This is a genomic window from Streptomyces sp. NPDC030296 (assembly GCF_055572815.1).
In genome coordinates, this window is the sequence record NZ_JBVICQ010000003.1 from 771,205 (window position 1) to 789,285 (window position 18,081).

11 protein-coding genes, 1 tRNA gene and 1 pseudogene are annotated in these 18,081 nt (G+C 68.0%); 10 read left to right on the top strand and 3 right to left on the bottom strand.

Annotated features, from left to right (window positions below):
* Positions 1–86: 86 nt before the first annotated feature.
* Positions 87–2,093, bottom strand: a complete 2,007-nt coding sequence (locus ACZ4Z3_RS11495) for an ATP-binding protein (RefSeq protein WP_468500743.1) — start codon at positions 2,091–2,093, stop codon at positions 87–89.
* Positions 2,094–2,205: 112 nt separating this feature from the next.
* Positions 2,206–2,820 (bottom strand): hypothetical protein, encoded by a 615-nt coding sequence (locus ACZ4Z3_RS11500; protein ID WP_468500744.1) that lies wholly within the window; start codon positions 2,818–2,820, stop codon positions 2,206–2,208.
* Between the two features lie 296 nt (positions 2,821–3,116).
* On the opposite strand from ACZ4Z3_RS11500, the pseudogene ACZ4Z3_RS11505 reads away from it, so the two are divergent.
* Positions 3,117–4,154 (top strand): annotated as a pseudogene (locus tag ACZ4Z3_RS11505) (tyrosine-type recombinase/integrase); the annotation flags it as partial.
* Positions 4,155–4,229: 75 nt separating this feature from the next.
* Entirely contained in the window at positions 4,230–5,117 is an 888-nt protein-coding gene (locus tag ACZ4Z3_RS11510; protein ID WP_468500745.1) for a nuclease-related domain-containing protein, read from the top strand.
* A 274-nt stretch (positions 5,118–5,391) separates the two neighbouring features.
* On the opposite strand, the gene ACZ4Z3_RS11515 is transcribed toward ACZ4Z3_RS11510, so the two are convergent.
* Positions 5,392–5,463: transfer RNA gene (locus ACZ4Z3_RS11515), tRNA-Arg, on the bottom strand.
* Positions 5,464–5,656: 193 nt separating this feature from the next.
* Between ACZ4Z3_RS11515 and ACZ4Z3_RS11520 the strand changes: the two genes are divergently transcribed.
* The 8 genes from ACZ4Z3_RS11520 to ACZ4Z3_RS11555 all read left to right on the top strand — a co-directional run bounded on the left by ACZ4Z3_RS11520 (position 5,657) and on the right by ACZ4Z3_RS11555 (position 18,050).
* A complete protein-coding gene (locus ACZ4Z3_RS11520) occupies positions 5,657–6,157 on the top strand; it encodes a response regulator (RefSeq protein ID WP_468500846.1) in 501 nt (166 codons plus the stop codon).
* Between the two features lie 316 nt (positions 6,158–6,473).
* Positions 6,474–7,952: an ArgS-related anticodon-binding protein NrtL gene (gene nrtL / locus ACZ4Z3_RS11525; protein ID WP_468500746.1), complete on the top strand. Its 1,479-nt coding sequence runs from the start codon at positions 6,474–6,476 to the stop codon at positions 7,950–7,952.
* Between the two features lie 400 nt (positions 7,953–8,352).
* Positions 8,353–9,744, top strand: coding sequence for a diaminopimelate decarboxylase (gene lysA, locus ACZ4Z3_RS11530; protein ID WP_468500747.1), 1,392 nt, complete (start codon positions 8,353–8,355; stop codon positions 9,742–9,744).
* Positions 9,745–10,072: 328 nt separating this feature from the next.
* Positions 10,073–11,362, top strand: a complete 1,290-nt coding sequence (locus ACZ4Z3_RS11535) for a homoserine dehydrogenase (RefSeq protein WP_468500847.1) — start codon at positions 10,073–10,075, stop codon at positions 11,360–11,362.
* A gap of 6 nt (positions 11,363–11,368) precedes the next feature.
* Complete coding sequence (gene thrC, locus ACZ4Z3_RS11540) at positions 11,369–12,427, top strand: threonine synthase (RefSeq protein WP_468500748.1); 1,059 nt, start codon at positions 11,369–11,371, stop codon at positions 12,425–12,427.
* 338 nt (positions 12,428–12,765) lie between these two features.
* Entirely contained in the window at positions 12,766–13,719 is a 954-nt protein-coding gene (gene thrB / locus ACZ4Z3_RS11545) for a homoserine kinase (protein ID WP_055538228.1), read from the top strand.
* Between the two features lie 407 nt (positions 13,720–14,126).
* The gene (rho, locus tag ACZ4Z3_RS11550) at positions 14,127–16,142 is read left to right on the top strand and encodes a transcription termination factor Rho (protein ID WP_055713636.1); all 2,016 of its coding nucleotides are present in this window, start codon (positions 14,127–14,129) and stop codon (positions 16,140–16,142) included.
* 153 nt (positions 16,143–16,295) lie between these two features.
* Positions 16,296–18,050, top strand: coding sequence for a trypsin-like serine protease (locus ACZ4Z3_RS11555; RefSeq protein ID WP_468500749.1), 1,755 nt, complete (start codon positions 16,296–16,298; stop codon positions 18,048–18,050).
* The last annotated feature ends 31 nt before the right edge of the window (positions 18,051–18,081 follow it).

Below are 18,081 nucleotides of genomic sequence, written 5' to 3' on the forward strand. Positions count from 1 at the left end.
AGTATTGCTCGTCTGAGAGCTACGCTCGGACTAGCCTTGTGGTCACCTAAGTAGCGAGCATGGCCATGAGACTCATTTCGTTCACCTCAGTTCTGCGCGTCAGGATAAGGAAGGTCCTGAGGCCCGAGCCCGGCAGCCCGTCGAACTTCACCCCTGTACGCGCCGTCGCGTAGAACCTCTTTGGTGCGGGCTACCTCAATTGACTTTCTGGCGAAATGGGCGTCCTCGGTGTTCCCTTCGAGGACGGAACGGTAATGTTCGTAGTGCGAGCGAATGCGCTCGTGGATTTCTCGCCACGTGAGAAGGCCTCGATCTGGCTGGCTATCCCACATTCTGCGAGTGCTATCATCGATCTCGTAGCCATCGCCGGAAATGAAAGCTCGATAGCCGACTTTCTGTGCACGGCCTAGCCTCGATGCATACTCCTCGAGATTGAACAGGTCTCGGACGGTGACCATATGGCCAGACCTCTTGATTTCGATGACTACAAGTTCTCCGTCCCCGGCGAGTGCGATGAAGTCGTATCTGCCTGCGTAATGGGGGTCGTCAATTTCCGCAGCACCCCATTCGCGCAGTTGTGTTGTGATTCGCTTTTCTTCGGCGAGTACCTGCCACTCCGGGTTGATCAGCCACGGGTAGTCGGCGATCAGATCATGCAGATTCTCTCGACCTCGCTGTTTTGCGGTTTCGGGAGTGTCATTTACGATGAAATCGTAAAACTTATCGATTATGTCTAGCCGACCCTTGATGATTTCTAGTACCGCGCGACTTTCTAGAAGGCGCCAGTCCTTTATGTGTTGCACTACCAGCGCGAATTCCTCGGGGTTAGCGGACGTCGCTGCCGTGTCAAGTTCTGTAATGAAGTCATGGAACTGTCGGTACTCGAAGGCGCGAAGAATTGTGTCGGCCAGCGGGTCGACTCGATCATTCTCGGTCCCTGATCGGCCGAGAAGGTTCAAGAATTGTCGAACTCGTGATGCTGATTGTTGATCAAGTCGTGCGATTCGATTCGCAAACTCGGGCTGACTGTCGACGTAGTTCTCGACCTGAGCTCCTCTAGCTTCGACCCGGTCGCGTAGTAGTCGCCGGGTTGCTTCAGCTCCCCAGCTCTTCAACGGGGCGGAATCCGTATCGTCCCAATCGATCTCCTGTCGGTCCGTCGATACCCTGTCGCTCTCGTCGTCGGACTCCTCGTCGAGGTAGTCCGCCTCAATGACGCCGGTGAGGTATTTCGTTCCATGTTGGCCACTCGCTGTGCCTTCCACCTCGAAGAAGTAGGGTGGCGCTTGGGCTGTCTTCCCATTCACCTGAATGGTGAAGCCTTGTAGCTCCTTCGGCAGAACCTTCGAGCTGAAGCCAGCCCACCACTTGATGATATTGCCATCGTCCAGTTCCTTTTCTTCGAACCCCTCATCTGGGTATCGAATCTCGAAATCTACTTCTGGCTCGCCTACTAGGGTTCCGTTTACGTAGATTTCCATTTCGCCTAGGACGGTGCGGCTAAAACGTCTGCCTAGTGCCTGTGTCAGGCCGGAGATATCTACTGGCGTCTTGTGCTTGAGTTCGGTCATGGTGATGCGCGTACCGGAAGGCCGGGGAAGGAAATCTGGAGTAGGGCCCACCTGTCCTGGGATCGTTACTTCGCGCGTTCTGTTGGGTTCGGCTTTAAGGTTCTTCGCGCTCAGTTCGATAATGCAAGATGTCTGATCTCGCCAAGTCAGTACTTGCATTTTTTTCGCGAAGCCGAATCCAGCGAGCTTGCCGACTCCCTTACGGCCCATCACGCGCCGATTCTTCGCGGCTTCTTGGCCGTCAGTCCGCCGGTTTCGCCCGATGACAAGGTAGTTTTCTTCGATCTCGTCGTCGGACATTCCGATCCCGTTGTCCTGAACAATCACCTCGCTCAGTTCGGGGTCGTATTCGCCTGTTGCGGGGATCGTGATATCCACTCGGGTTGCTCCCGCGTCCCAGCAGTTGGCAACCAGCTCTGCGATAGCGACATCACGCCTCTTGTACATCTGAGTTCCGAGATGCTCCAACGTGCGCCCGAGCACGGTGAGTTTGAAGTCGCGTGTGCTCTCAGTAGTCGACATGAGTCAGACTGTAGAGGTTAGGGGTGTGTCTTGTCGGCGAAAACCCAGCACGGTGACGCTGCGATGGTCGCTGAGGTTCGCCTCCGTCCGGCTCCGTTCCCCACCGTTGGTGTCAGACATCAACGGGAGGCTTGACAGGGCTCTGCCGTTCGACTTGTTGCATGATGCGGTTGGCCAGGTCCATGAAGTTCCTGATCGAGGGCGCTTCGACGATCAGAAGTCTGTCCGCTCGCTCACTGCCGTCTGCGAAACCGCACCCGCTTTGGCGTACCAGCGGAGTGAGCCAATGGACGGTGGGGCGCTCGGCAGCGAAGAAGATCACCGGTCGGTCGGACCATGAGTGATCGGAGTAATGGCTACGGCAGCTCGCTGCGGTGAAGCATCCGACAGACGTCAGGGCGTACGACAGCCCCGCCACACCGAGTTCGAGAGCGTCAAGGGGCGAGCCATCTTCGGCATCCTCACCCACGATACGAACAAGCTCGCTATCTGGATGCTGATCAGCGTAGCCATCTGGCAAGTAGTCGAGCTCTCCCACTTCCAGTGCCTTGGCTATGGCCTCGAACTCAGCATGAGTGCGGCTTGCCTGGTCTACGAGGCTGACCAGACGCCTTTCTTCTTCGATCATGCTGACCGCCTCCCCGTGACTCACCTCCCCGATGGTCCAGACGTCACGGAAGTAGCCGTAGCCCTCCTCATCTACGTCCTCTTCGTCGGGCAAACCCATGGCCAAGTCAGCGGGGAACGCAGGGTCGACGTCCAGGTCGACGGTGGACGGGATGGGAGCTCCCTGCGCACGCCACTATGGACTCGCACCCCTGAACGGCGCCTCTCCCTCCCGGTGCCGGCCGATCCACCGCCGGAGGCTCTGTTCTGGCCCTGGGCCGCGCTAGGCGGCGATCGACTCATGGCCACCGGCCCTCACGCGCGCGTCGGCGCAGCGCGCGCGGAGCGGGCCGAAGGCAGGAGCGCAGCGCGCAGCGGAGCCGGGAAGCGCCCGGCGGAGCTGAGCGCAGCCGGGGCCTTGACGAGCGTGCGGGCCGGCCGTCCGATGAGGCGCTCCGCAGGGCACTGCGGAACTGGGCATTCGTATTGCCGTGCCCCGCTGATCGGGAGCTCCCTGACGACGTGCGGAACGTTCTGCACTGGGTGTCCAAGGCTTCTCGACCGCTCGCTGATCTTGCTGAGCCCGCCACGGCCCGCGCGGTCCTCGACTCGCTGAAGCTGAAGCTCGATGGCACGGCAGCAGCGGCGGAAACCGTGCGGCGTAAGCGTCGGACACTGGTCAACGCGGCCAACTACGCGGTCGACCTGGGGGAGCTGCGCGAGAACCCCGTCACTGCTGTCCGCTGGCAGAAACCGAAGATGTCCAATCAGGTGGACCCGCGCGTCGTCGCCAACCCGGAGCAGGCTCGCAACCTTCTGGCGGCCGTCTCCTATGTGGGCGGATACCGGCGTGCCCGCGGCCGTCGCCTCGTGGGTCTGTTCGCCGCCATGTACTTCGGTGGCCTTCGGCCGGCGGAAGCCGTCGGCCTTGTCGAGACGGACCTGACCCTGCCCGAACGGGGCTGGGGCTCGGCTCTCCTCCACCGGACCCGCCCCTCGGTCGGTAGGCAGTGGACCGACTCGGGGGAGACCCATGACGACCGAGGGCTGAAGAACCGGCCGACCGATGACGTGAGGCGAGTGCCGATCCCGCCTCACCTCGTCGCAGTGCTCCGCGAACACCTGGCCACCTTCGGTACCGCCGATGACGGCCGGCTCTTCTACAGCGAGAAAGGCTCGGTCGTTCCGTCCTCGACCTACTACCGCGTGTGGCAGGAAGCCCGGCTGCTCGCGCTTCCGCCGGCCGTCGCGTCTTCGCCGCTCGCGAGTCGGCCGTACGACCTCCGCCACTCGGCGCTGTCGACGTGGCTGAACGCGGGGGTCGACCCGACCGAGGTGGCCGAACGCGCAGGCAACAGCGTGGAGGTCCTGCTGACCCGCTACGCGAAGTGCCTCGACGGACGGCAGGACGTTGCCAACCGCCGTATTGAGGACCTCCTTCGCGAATACGAGTGAGACACTCTGCATCCCGTTTGGGGCTCCGGGCATCTTGTCCGGGGCCTCTCTCGTTTTAGGGCCTCACCTGCTGCGATGCTTCGAGCCGAGAGCGGAAGAGGGGGCCTCGTGGAGCTGAAGGTCACGCGCTGGAAGCGGTACGGACATGATCGCCTGTACGCGAATGTTCCTGATGGAGCCGCGGTCGGCTGGGCGGACGTAAGGACGGGGGACATCACCGTCTTAGTCGACGAGCATCGCGACGACGTGATCGCCGTGCTGACACACCACTTACGGGACCACCACAAGCTGGTTTTGCCGCAGCAGGCATCTGAAGCTGAAGGCCGTCCGGTGCTGCCGCCTCTGACGCCGGCAGACGACCTGTCCACCAACCGCCCCGGACAAGCCCTCCGTGACCTGCTTGCCACATCCGGCCCAGGACTGATCGAGCGAGTCGTCTCACGGCTTCTGCGGCGTCCCTCGGAGTGGCAATCGTGGCGTCAGGGCCTGGCGGGGGAAAGGCGAGTAGGAGCGGAGCTGAACCGTTTGGCGCGTCGCGGATGGCGCGTCCTGCATTCCATCCCCCTGGCCAACGACGTGGACGTCGATCACTTGCTGATTGGGCCGGGCGGGGTGTTCAGCATCAATACGAAGCACCACCACAACAAGGCCGTATGGGTCGGCGACGATGCCGTGAAGGTCAACCACGGAAGACCGGCGCCCTACGCACGCAAGAGCCGAGCGGAGGCCAAGCGCGTGGTTCGGGTGCTTGAGCACTACTGCGGCTTTCCCGTGCAGGTCGAGCCCGTACTTGTCTTCGTGGGTGTTACCGATCTCAAGGTGGTCGCCACACAACTCAGCGTCCGGGTGTACCAGGAGCGCCAAGTCGCGGCACTGGCGCCGCTCTCCGGGGTGCTGACAGCCGAGCAGGTTGAGCAGGTGTACAGCGTCGCTCGCCATCGCCAGGCCTGGAGCAGGGCTTGAGCCGGACCATTCAGCGGGGGCACTGATCATTTCCATGGGTACTGAGAGCAGCCTCCCCGGCGGGGCCCATCGTCCGGGAGAGGGCGTCCGGACAGGACGCGGACTTCCGCCCTTTCGTGGACCTCACCTGCGGCAATGCAGCAAGATCCCGTCCACGCCTCGTCCACAGACCCCGACATACGACCGCTCCGAGCGGCATATGGCTGCACAAACACGAAGACCCCGGCCTCAGCGTTTCCGCTGGTGACGGGGTCTTTGGGCACCTCATTCAAGGTGCCCCCGGCAGGATTCGAACCTGCGCACACGGCTCCGGAGGCCGTTGCTCTATCCCCTGAGCTACGGGGGCGTGTCGGGCGCCTTGTGTGGCGGCGACGGGTAGAACCCTACCAGCTCCCTGGGGCAGGTCATGAACGGTTATTGGGGTGTGCGGGAGGGGGTGAGCTGGGGGAGGTCGCCCGCAGGGGGCGGAAGTGGGGAAAACCCGGACGCGGCGGTGCGTGCGGACCTACTCTCGAGTTGTGCCAGGCGTGTCCGGTCGGGTGCTTGTTGTGGACGACAACAAGGTCATCCGGCAGCTGATCAGGGTCAACCTCGAGCTGGAGGGCTTCGAGGTGGTGACCGCGGCCGATGGTGCCGAGTGTCTGGACGTCGTTCATCAGGTTCGCCCCGACGTGATCACCCTCGACGTCGTGATGCCCCGGCTCGACGGTCTCCGTACCGCCGCCCGGCTCCGCAGTGACTCCCGTACCCAGCGGTTGCCCCTCGCCATCGTCAGCGCCTGTACCCAGTACGAGGTCGAAGCCGGGCTCGACGTCGGCGTCGACGCCTTCCTTGCCAAGCCCTTCGAGCCCAACGAACTCGTCGCCCTTGTCAGGCAGTTGGTCGAGCGGGGGGAGTCTGATCCCTCCGTTCAGTTCGGCATTGACACCGGTGCAGGGGTCAACGCCAACCCCAACGCCAGCACTCCGGCCGGCGGCACGAGTGGTAGGGGTAGGGGTGGGGGTGAGGGTGCGGAGTGTGCCGGTCGGTCCGGTAGCTGACTGTCGGCTGGGCAGGCCCGGTCGTTCTTTCTGCGTCTCGGTCGGTTTGACCATTTCTTCGTCGGCCTCGGTCCCGACTTCGGTCCTCGACCTGTCTCTCGAGTCGGCCCAAGCCTGATCCTCCAGCCCGAGGACCTGTGCGGCACGACCCCCGACGAGGTGCGGCTCGACCCCCGACGGGGCCTCGCACCCACATTCCGGTCCTGTTCCTCCGCGCAGCCGAGCCGCCGCCCAGCCATCCACGGTTGTCCACATCCCGGACCGCACGGGAAACCTGCTCGCATACCCACCCCCCTCCTCCCATACGCTTGTCCCCGTGACCCCCGTCGAGCTCTCCCGCACCGTGTTGCACGCGGTGCGTCGTGCTGTGGATCAAGGGGAGCTGAGCGTGGCCGTGCCCGCACGGGCGGTGGTCACCCCGCCCGGGCCCGGCGGCAGTGGGGACTACGCCACCAACATCGCCCTGCAACTGGCTCGGCCCGCCGGGCGGCCGCCTCTGCAGGTCGCCGAGATCCTGCGGCCCCACCTCAGCCGGACCGAGGGTGTCGCCGCCGTCGAGATCACCGGGCCCGGGTTCCTCAACATCCACCTCGATCGGAACGCCGTCGCCTCCCTCGTGCGGGACGTCCTCGAACGGCGGGATCACGGCCTTCCCTACGGCCACAGCGACGCCCTCGCCGGGCAGGTTCTCCGGCTGCGCATCCCGTACGACATCCGCGCGGAGGTCGTCGCCGACGCGGTGGGGCGGATCGTCGCCAGCCAGGGGGGCCGTGTCGAGGTCCATCACGTCAGGCCGCCGCAGGCCACGACCTCGGGGTTGGAGTCTCATGCGCCGGGTGCGCCGGGTGCGCCGGGTGCGCCGGGGGCAGCCGGTGCGCCAGGGCCGACGGATGCGCCGCGGGCGACGGGTGCGTCGGAGATGTCCGGCGAGCGCCCGTCCCTCGGCTCCGACCCGTCCGACGCATCAGAGGTACACGTCGCCCTCGCCGAGCCTCGGGGGAGTGACGATCTCTCCTCGCCTCAGGTTTGCGTACCAGCGGAAGGCGAAGTCCGCATCGCCGACGGGGACGCGAGGCCTCGGACCGCCGACGCCAGCGAGCCGGGCCCCAGGCCGGACGCGATTCACCCGAACCGGCAGGGCCACGCCCCCGAGCCAATCGACCTACGGCCCGTCCCCGCCCCCGAGGACCCCGCGCCCCTCGGCCCCGACGCCCTCCGCTGGGCCCTGCTGCACCCCGCCGCCCACGACCGGCCCCGGATCACCGCCGACCTTCTGGCGCAGCGGGCCAGCAACCCCCTCTTCCGCGTCCGTTACGCCCACGCCCGAGCCCGCGCGCTCACCCGTAACGCCGCCACCCTCGGCTTCACCGCTGCCCCCGGCCACCTCGACGCCACCGCGTCGGCCGGCCCCGGCCTCGGCCTCGCCACCAGCGCGGTCGCGGCCCGCGGCGACCACGGCGTCATCGCCGCGCCCTTCACGGCGCCGGACGCCCCGGCCTTCACCACCGCGGACGTCGTACCCGTCTCCGACCCCACCACCCCCCTCCTCACCGCGATCTCCGAGTACCCCCACGTCCTTCTTCGCGCCGCGACCCACCGAACGCCCGATCGTCTCGCCCGGCACCTGGTCGTCACCGCCGACGCCCTGCTGGCCTTCCAGCACACGGTGCTGCCGCGCGGCGAAGAGAAACCCTCGGCCGCCCACCGGGCCCGGCTGGCGCTTGCCGAAGCCGCCGGGACGGTGCTGGCCGGCGGCCTGTCCCTGCTCGGCATCGACGCACCCGAATACCTCTGAGCGAGCCCACCGGCCCCAAGCCCTCGGCCCGAAGCCATCACCGGCCCACGAGCCCCAAGCCCCCGGCCCAGGTCAAAAGCCCAGGACGAAGGCCCAGGCCAAAAACCCCCCGCCCACCGGCCCGAGCCTTAAGGCCAGCCGAAAGCCCAAGGCCAGAAGCCCGAGGCAAGAAAGCCCAAGGCCAAAGCCCACAGGTCCGGAGCCCCAAGCCGAAGCCCCGGCCCACCGGCCCAAGCCAAAGCCCGAGCCCCGGCCACCGGCCCCAGCCCAAAGGCCCTCCGCCCGAAGCCCAAGCCCAAGCCCAAGCCAAAGGCCCTCCGCCCGAAGCCCAAGCCCAAAGACCCGAGCCGCAGGCCCCGCGAGCACAGAGTCCCGATAGGTAGAGAGAGTCAGACCAGTCATGAGCCGTTCCGCACACCCCGCCGGGCCCCGTCACGCCGATGTGCTGCCGGAGGGGCATTACAGCGCCCCGCCCGCCGATCTGAACACGCTCGATCCGAAGGTGTGGGCGCAGACCGTCGACCGCGGGGACGACGGAGTCGTCCGCGTCGGCGGGGTCGACGTGAAGGCGCTCGCCGAAGAGTTCGGCACGCCCGCCTACTTCCTCGACGAGACCGACTTCCGCGCCCGCGCCCGCGCCTGGCGCACCGCGTTCGGGCAGGACGCCGACGTGTTCTACGCCGGCAAGGCGTTCCTGTCGCGCGCGATCGTGCGCTGGCTGCACGAGGAGGGGCTCAACCTCGACGTCTGCTCCGGCGGCGAGCTCGCCACCGCCCTGTCCGCCGGTATGCCCGCCGACCGCATCGCCTTCCACGGCAACAACAAGTCCACGGAGGAGATCCACCGGGCGGTCGAGGCCGGCGTCGGCCGTATCGTCCTCGACTCCTTCCAGGAGATCGTGCGGGTCGCGCACATCGCCCAGGAGCTCGGCAAGCGGCAGCGCGTGCAGATCCGGGTGACCGTCGGCGTCGAGGCGCACACCCATGAGTTCATCGCCACCGCGCACGAGGACCAGAAGTTCGGCATCCCGCTCGCCGGGGGGCAGGCGGCCGAGGCCGTACGGCGGGCGCTGAAGCTGGACGGGCTGGAGCTCATCGGGATCCACTCGCACATCGGGTCCCAGATCTTCGACACCTCCGGCTTCGAGGTCGCCGCCCACCGCGTCGTCGGGCTGCTCAAGGACATCCGCGACGAGCACGGTGTCGAGCTGCCCGAGATCGACCTCGGCGGTGGTCTCGGTATCGCCTACACCAGCGCCGACGACCCCCGTGAGCCGCACGAGATCGCCAAGGCGCTCACCGAGATCGTCACGCGGGAGTGCGAGGGCGCCCGGCTGCGTACGCCGCGGATCTCCGTCGAGCCGGGGCGGGCCATCGTCGGGCCGACCGCCTTCACCCTCTACGAGGTCGGCACCATCAAGCCGCTGGACGGGCTGCGGACCTACGTCTCGGTCGACGGCGGCATGTCGGACAACATCAGGACCGCGCTGTACGACGCCGAGTACAGCGTCGCGCTGGTGTCCCGCACGTCCGACGCCGAGCCGATGCTCGCGCGGGTGGTGGGCAAGCACTGCGAGAGCGGTGACATCGTGGTGAAGGACGCGTTCCTGCCGGCCGACCTGGCACCGGGTGACCTGATCGCCGTGCCCGCGACCGGCGCGTACTGCCGTTCCATGGCGAGCAACTACAACCACGTGCTGCGCCCGCCCGTCGTCGCGGTCAAGGACGGGGAGGCCCGCGTGATCGTCCGGCGCGAGACGGAGGAGGATCTGCTCCGCCTCGACGTCGGGTGACGGAGGAGGATCTGCTCCGCCTCGACGTCGGGTGACGGAGGAGGATCTGCTCCGCCTAGACGTCGGGTGACGGGAGAAAGATTCCCCGCCTCGACGTCGGGTGGCGGGGGCGGATCTCCCCCCGCCTCGACGTCGGGTGACGCGGGTCCGGCCGTGTCAGCGGCGGGGCGGATAATGAATGCCGGGAATTGTCGGGCCGAAAGATCTCCGTCCCACGGCCCCGCGAAAATGAAATAGATGTCTCACGATCCGGACGAGGGATAGAAACTCCCGTCCGGTGAGTGAGACTGGTTCCACCGTATTCGGTATGAGGAAACGAGGTCGGATGATGCGTACGCGTCCACTGAAGGTGGCGCTGCTGGGCTGTGGGGTTGTCGGCTCAGAGGTGGCGCGCATCATGACGACGCACGCCGACGACCTCGCCGCCCGGATCGGGGCCCCCGTCGAACTCGCGGGTGTGGCCGTCCGCCGGCCCTCCAAGGTCCGTGAGGGCATCGACCCTGCCCTCGTCACCACCGACGCCACCGCCCTCGTCAAACGCGGGGACATCGACGTCGTCGTCGAGGTCATCGGCGGCATCGAGCCCGCCCGCTCGCTCATCACCACCGCGTTCGAGCACGGGGCCTCCGTGGTCTCGGCCAACAAGGCGCTCCTCGCCCAGGACGGCGCCGCCCTGCACGCGGTCGCCGAGGAGGCGGGCAAGGACCTCTACTACGAGGCCGCCGTCGCCGGCGCCATTCCGCTGATCCGCCCGCTGCGCGAGTCGCTCGCCGGGGACAAGATCAACCGGGTGATGGGCATCGTCAACGGCACCACCAATTTCATCCTCGACAAGATGGATTCCACGGGCGCCGGTTATCAGGAGGCCCTCGACGAGGCCACCGCGCTCGGGTACGCCGAGGCCGACCCGACCGCCGACGTCGAGGGCTTCGACGCCGCCGCCAAGGCCGCGATCCTCGCCGGGATCGCCTTCCACTCGCGGGTACGGCTCGACGACGTCTACCGCGAGGGCATGACCGAGGTCACCGCCGCCGACTTCGCCTCCGCCAAGAACATGGGCTGCACCATCAAGCTGCTCGCCATCTGCGAGCGGGCCGCGGACGGTGGCTCCGTCACGGCGCGCGTGCACCCCGCGATGATCCCGCTGACCCACCCGCTGGCCTCCGTACGCGGCGCGTACAACGCCGTGTTCGTGGAGTCGGACGCCGCGGGCCAGCTGATGTTCTACGGCCCCGGAGCGGGCGGCTCGCCCACGGCCTCCGCCGTGCTCGGCGACCTCGTGGCCGTCTGTCGCAACCGGCTCGCGGGCGCCACCGGCCCCGGCGAGTCCGCGTACGCCGCCCTGCGGGTCTCGCCCATGGGCGAGGTCGTCACGCGCTACCACATCAGCCTCGATGTGGCGGACAAACCAGGTGTTCTCGCCCAGGTGGCGACCGTGTTCGCCGAACACGGGGTGTCGATCGATACCGTTCGCCAGCAGGGCAACAACGGCGAGGCCTCCCTCGTCGTCGTCACCCACCGCGCCACCGACGCCTCCCTCAACGGGACCGTCGAGGCGCTGCGCAACCTCGACACCGTGCGGGGTGTCGCCAGCATCATGCGGGTTGAAGGAGAGTAACCAGCAATGACCCACCAGTGGCGCGGAATCATCGAGGAGTACCGGGACCGGCTGCCCGTCTCCGACAACACGCCGGTCGTGACGCTCCGCGAGGGCGGCACGCCCCTCGTCCCCGCGCAGGTGCTCTCCGAGCGCACGGGCTGCGAGGTCCACCTCAAGGTGGAGGGAGCCAACCCCACCGGGTCCTTCAAGGACCGCGGTATGACCATGGCCATCACCCGGGCGAAGGAGGAGGGCGCCAAGGCCGTCATCTGTGCCTCCACGGGCAACACGTCCGCCTCCGCGGCCGCCTACGCCGTCCGCGCGGGCATGGTCTCCGCCGTGCTGGTGCCCCAGGGCAAGATCGCGCTCGGCAAGATGGGCCAGGCCCTGGTGCACGGCGCGAAGATCCTCCAGGTCGACGGCAACTTCGACGACTGCCTCACCCTCGCGCGTGAACTGAGCGACAACTACCCCGTGGCGCTGGTGAATTCCGTCAACCCGGTGCGTATCGAGGGCCAGAAGACCGCCGCCTTCGAGATCGTGGACATGCTCGGCGACGCCCCCGACATCCACGTCCTGCCGGTGGGCAACGCGGGCAACATCACGGCCTACTGGAAGGGCTACAAGGAGTACGCCGCCGACGGCATCGCCGCGCGGACGCCCCGCATGTGGGGCTTCCAGGCCTCCGGCTCCGCTCCGATCGTGCGCGGCGAGGTCGTCAAGGACCCCTCGACCATCGCCACCGCGATCCGTATCGGCAACCCCGCGTCCTGGCAGTACGCCCTCGCCGCGAAGGACGAGTCCGGCGGTGCCATCGACGAGGTGACGGACCGTGAGATCCTGCGCGCCTACCGGCTGTTGGCCGCGCAGGAGGGTGTCTTCGTGGAGCCCGCCTCCGCCGCGTCCGTGGCCGGTCTGCTCAAGGCCGCCGAGAACGGCAAGGTCGACCCGGGCCAGACCATCGTCTGCACGGTCACCGGCAACGGCCTGAAGGACCCCGACTGGGCCGTCGCGGGCGCCCCGCAGCCCGTCACCGTCCCCGTCGACGCGGCCACGGCGGCCGAGCGCCTCGGCCTCGCCTAGCCGCTCCGGCAACGCGAGCGCCTCGGCCTTGCCCAGCCGGCGGGCAACGGTTCGAAACGACCAGCGAGTCGCGCGTAGACGCCGTTTCCCGGGGGATAACCCTGACAGGACCCGACAGGGGGTGCACAGGGGGCTTACGACACGCATCGTGCGCCTCCTGTGCGCCCTATGTCGCCACAGAACCCACCTTCGATAGGCTGTACCGAACCCGCCCGCTGCATATGCCCCGCAAGGGTGCGGCGCCGCGCCGTCCGCAGACGGCCGCCGGGTTCCCGCGTACGTCATCGAATGTCATTCGACAATCGTCAATCACGCAGCTCAAGGAGAGTCATCGAGCGATGGCCGGTCCAGCGTTCCGCGCCGCCGCCGTACGGGTGCGCGTCCCCGCCACCAGCGCCAACCTCGGCCCGGGCTTCGACGCCCTCGGTCTGTCGCTGGGGCTCTACGACGACGTGGTCGTCCGGGTGGCCGACTCCGGCCTGCACGTCGACATCGCGGGGGAGGGCAGCGAGACCCTCCCGCGCGACGAGCGGCATCTGCTCGTCCGCTCCCTGCGCACCGCCTTCGACCTGCTGGGCGGCCAGCCGCGGGGCCTGGAGATCGTCTGCGCCAACCGCATTCCGCACGGCCGTGGCCTCGGCTCCTCCTCCGCCGCCATCTGCGCCGGCATCGTCGCCGCCCGCGCCGTGACCATAGGCGGGGAGAACCGGCTCGACGACGCCGCCCTGCTCGAACTCGCCACCGAGATCGAGGGACACCCCGACAATGTCGCGGCCTGCCTCCTCGGCGGCTTCACGCTCTCCTGGATGGAGGGCGGCTCAGCGCGGGCCATCAGGATGGATCCCGCCGATTCCATCGTTCCGGTGGTTTTCGTCCCCGGGAAGCCCGTGCTCACCGAGACGGCGCGCGGACTGCTCCCGCGTACCGTCCCCCACGTCGACGCCGCCACCAACGCCGGCCGTGCCGCCCTGCTCGTGGAGGCCCTGACCAGGCGTCCCGAGCTGCTGCTGCCCGCCACCGAGGACCGGCTGCACCAGGAGTACCGGGCGCCCGCCATGCCGGAGAGCGCGGCCCTGGTCGAGCGACTGCGGGCCGACGGCGTCCCGGCGGTCATCTCCGGCGCCGGACCCACGGTCCTGGCCCTGGCCGACGAGGCCAGCGCCGACAAGGTGGCCCACCTCGCGGGCGCGGAATGGGCCGCCAACCGGCTGGATCTCGACGCCCGAGGGGCGTGCGTCCTGCCGCTCACCACCACCGTCGCCGAGAACGGCGCCGACAGCGGCGACGCATAGGGGCGTACGGTTGCCGGATTTCGAGAGGGGGAATGTTTGTTGGATCCGGTAGTGTTAATCTCAAGTCTGCACCTGCCCCAGCCATGGCATGGTGCTTATCGTCCCCGTCCGGGACAACCATTCTTCCGGGAGTCTCCCAAGCCGCACTGTGCTTCGTACGTCAAGCTGTACGCCGTACGCAGGCACTGAGCGGTCTGCCGAGCAGGCTCCGGAACCGGCGTGACCGAGCCGCGTGACACAGACACCGAGTGCCGCGGCCCCGTAAGCGCCGAATCACCAGCAAATTTTCCTCCGCCGCTTTGGCGGACCACCGCCCCGGCACGGTCCACCCGAACAGGGCCGAAGCCGGACAGCACAACCGGTCGCCGAGCCAGAAGGCCGACGTCCGCTCCAGGGAAGGACCCTTCGTGAGCGACACCACCGATCTGATGGGCGCACGTGTCGAGGAGACCGCTGCCGCGCCCGCCACGGACGCCGCGCCTGCCAGCGGTGCCGGCTCCAGGCGGCGCCGCGGCACCGGCCTCGAGGGCATGGTGCTGGCCGAGCTGCAGCAGGTCGCATCCGGCCTCGGCATCAGGGGCACCGCGCGGATGCGCAAGAGCCAGCTGATCGAGGTCATCAAGGAGGCGCAGGCGGGCGGGGGTGCCGCGGCTCCCAAGGCCGAGGCCGCCACCGAGACCAAGCCCAAGCGCCGGACCACCTCGAAGGCACGCACGGGCGAGGACGCCGCCCCGGCCGAGAAGGCCGCCAAGAAGGCCGAGGCGCCCGCCGAGAAGGTCGACAAGACCGAGAAGGCCGTCGCCCAGCAGCAGATCGAGATCCCCGGCCAGCCGGCCGGCGGGGACGAGGCGCCCACCGAGCGCCGCCGTCGCCGGGCCACCGCCGACGCGGGCAGCCCCGAGACGGTCACCGCCGAGGCGAAGGCCGAGCCCAAGGCCGAGACGCCGGCCCAGCCGCAGGCCGAGGCGAAGGGCGACGCCGCCGACGCCGACGGCCGCCAGGGCCGCCGTGACCGCCGTGAGCGTGGCCGCGACCGTGACCGCGGCGACCGCCGGGGCAAGGGCGACGAGCAGCAGGGCGGCGGTCAGCAGCAGCGCGACCGCGGCCAGCAGCAGGGCCAGCAGCAGAGCGGCGGCCGCCAGGACCGCCAGCGCGACAACGGTCCGCAGGACGACGACGACTTCGAGGGCGGACGCCGTGGCCGTCGCGGTCGCTACCGCGACCGTCGTGGCCGTCGTGGCCGTGACGACATGGGCGCGGCCGAGCCGCAGCTCGCCGAGGACGACGTCCTGATCCCCGTCGCGGGCATCCTGGACATTCTCGACAACTACGCGTTCATCCGCACCTCCGGGTACCTGCCGGGTCCGAACGACGTGTACGTCTCCCTCGCCCAGGTCCGCAAGAACGGCCTGCGCAAGGGCGACCACATCACCGGTGCGGTCCGCCAGCCCAAGGAGGGCGAGCGCCGCGAGAAGTTCAACGCGCTGGTCCGCCTGGACTCCGTCAACGGCATGGCGCCCGAACACGGCCGCGGCCGCCCGGAGTTCAACAAGCTGACGCCGCTGTACCCGCAGGACCGCCTCCGTCTGGAGACGGACCCGGGCGTGCTGACCACCCGCATCATCGACCTCGTGTCGCCGATCGGTAAGGGCCAGCGCGGTCTGATCGTGGCCCCGCCGAAGACCGGCAAGACCATGATCATGCAGGCGATCGCCAACGCGATCACGCACAACAACCCCGAGTGCCACCTGATGGTCGTCCTCGTCGACGAGCGTCCGGAAGAGGTCACCGACATGCAGCGGTCGGTCAAGGGCGAGGTCATCTCCTCGACCTTCGACCGTCCGGCCGAGGACCACACCACGGTCGCCGAGCTCGCCATCGAGCGCGCCAAGCGCCTGGTGGAGCTGGGCCACGACGTCGTCGTGCTGCTCGACTCGATCACGCGTCTGGGCCGTGCGTACAACCTGGCCGCGCCGGCCTCCGGCCGCATCCTGTCCGGTGGTGTCGACTCGACCGCCCTGTACCCGCCCAAGCGCTTCTTCGGTGCGGCCCGCAACATCGAGGACGGCGGCTCGCTGACCATCCTCGCCACCGCCCTGGTGGACACCGGGTCCCGCATGGACGAGGTGATCTTCGAGGAGTTCAAGGGCACAGGCAACATGGAGCTCAAGCTCGACCGGAAGCTCGCCGACAAGCGCATCTTCCCCGCGGTGGACGTGGACGCGTCCGGTACCCGCAAGGAGGAGATCCTGCTCGGCAACGAGGAGCTGGCGGTCGTCTGGAAGCTGCGCCGGGTGCTGCACGCGCTGGACCAGCAGCAGGCCATCGAGCTGCTGCTGGACAAGATGAAGCAGACGAAGTCGAACGTCGAGTTCCTGATGCAGATTCAGAAGACGACGCCGACGCCGGGCAACGGCGACTAGCCCGACCGGTAGTCCACGACAGAGCAGAACCGGGGCCACCCTCCTTCGTGAGGGTGGCCCCGGTCTTTGTATGGCACACGTGTACGATCACGGAACTTCTTCTGTCTTGTTTTGATTCTTGAGTTCTCAGGGGGGACTTGAGTGGCCATATCTATGTCCGGAGCTGTCGCCACCGCGATAGCCGGGGCGCTGCTCCTGTCATCGGCCGGTGCGGCCAACGGAGCCGGCTCGTCGGGGAGCGACGAGCTGGACGTGCGGATCGCGAACGCGATGGCGGCGGACGACGCCGTCGGTGAGACGGCGGCGAAGCCGTCGCCGTCGACGGACGAGTCGTCGAGCACCGACGCGGACGGCCTGCAGCCGGACGCCAAGATCATCGGTGGTTCCGAGACAACCATCGGCGCGGCGCCCTGGATGGCGCAGCTCTGGTACTACGACCCGACCCAGGACCTCGGCTTCTTCTGCGGCGGCTCGGTTGTCTCGCCGACGAAGATCCTCACCGCCGCCCACTGCGTCGACAAGAACCACTACGACTGGGCTTCCTACGGCTCCGTCGTCACCGGTACGGACCAGCTGCCCACGGCCGTCTACGACAGCGACGGCAACCTGGTGGACATGGACTACCACGGCGGCGAGGCCACAGAGGTGTCCCGCCAGTGGAACCACTCCTCGTACGACGAGGACATGATCAACAACGACGTCGCCGTCCTCACGCTGGCCAAGCCGGTCACCGCCACGCCGATCAAAATGACGACGTCGACCGACACGTCCTCGTACGCGGCGGGCACCAGCGCGAAGGTCTACGGCTGGGGCCGTACCAGCTCCACCAGCCAGGACATCTCGGAGAAGCTGAAGACGGCGACGCTGCCCGTGGTCGGTGACACGACCTGCGGGAACACCTGGGGCAGCTACTTCGTCAAGGGCAACATGTTCTGCGCGGGCAAGCCCGCCGGCGGCACCGACGCCACCACCACCGCCAGCTGCAACGGCGACTCCGGCGGCCCGCTCGTCGTGGGCGGCAAGGTCATCGGCGTCGTCTCGTGGGGCGTCGTGGACTGCGTGGAGAAGGGCGCGTACCCGGTCTTCGCGAAGGTCAGCAAGTACGTCGGCGCCGCCTACCCGCGCGTCGACGACACCGACATCAGCCGGGACGGCAAGGCCGATGTCTTCCTGCGCAACAAGGAGACCGGCTCGGGCTACGTCCGCGCCTCCACCGGCTCAAGCCTCGCCGACCGCAAGGCGCTGACCGCCGAGGGCAGCTGGACGGGCTACAACCTCGTCCAGCAGACCGACCTGAACCGGGACGGCCACCAGGACTACGTCCTGCGCCGCGCCTCCGACGGTGACGTCTTCTGGCGGCGGCGCACAGCGTCGTCGAGCACCTGGACGACCACGCAGATCTTCGACAACTGGGCGACCCGCACCCGGATCGTCACCCCCGGCGACGTCACCGGCGACGCCCTGCCCGACCTGCTCTCGGTCGACTCGGCGGGCGCCCTGTGGATCTACCCGGGCAAGGGCAACGGCACCTTCGGCACCCGCGTCCAGGTGAGCACGGGCTGGAACTCGTACAACGCGGTGCTCGGTCATGGCGACCTCACCGGTGACGGCAAGGCCGACCTGATCGCGCGCACCAAGACCGGCTCGGACATCTACCTGTTCAAGGGCACCGGCAAGGCCGGCACGGGCGCCTTCGCCACCAAGATCAAGGTCCGCTCCGACTGGAGCTCGTACAACACGCTCATCACTCCCGGTGACGTGAGCGGCGACGGCCGCGCGGACCTGCTGGCCCGCACCAGCGGCGGCACGCTGTACCTCTACAAGGGCACCTCGAAGGCCACGAGCGAGATCTTCGGCACACGGGTCTCGGTCGGAACCAGCTACGCCCAGTACGACCTGCTCGGCTGAAACACCAGATGAGCCCGGCCCCACCGGGCTC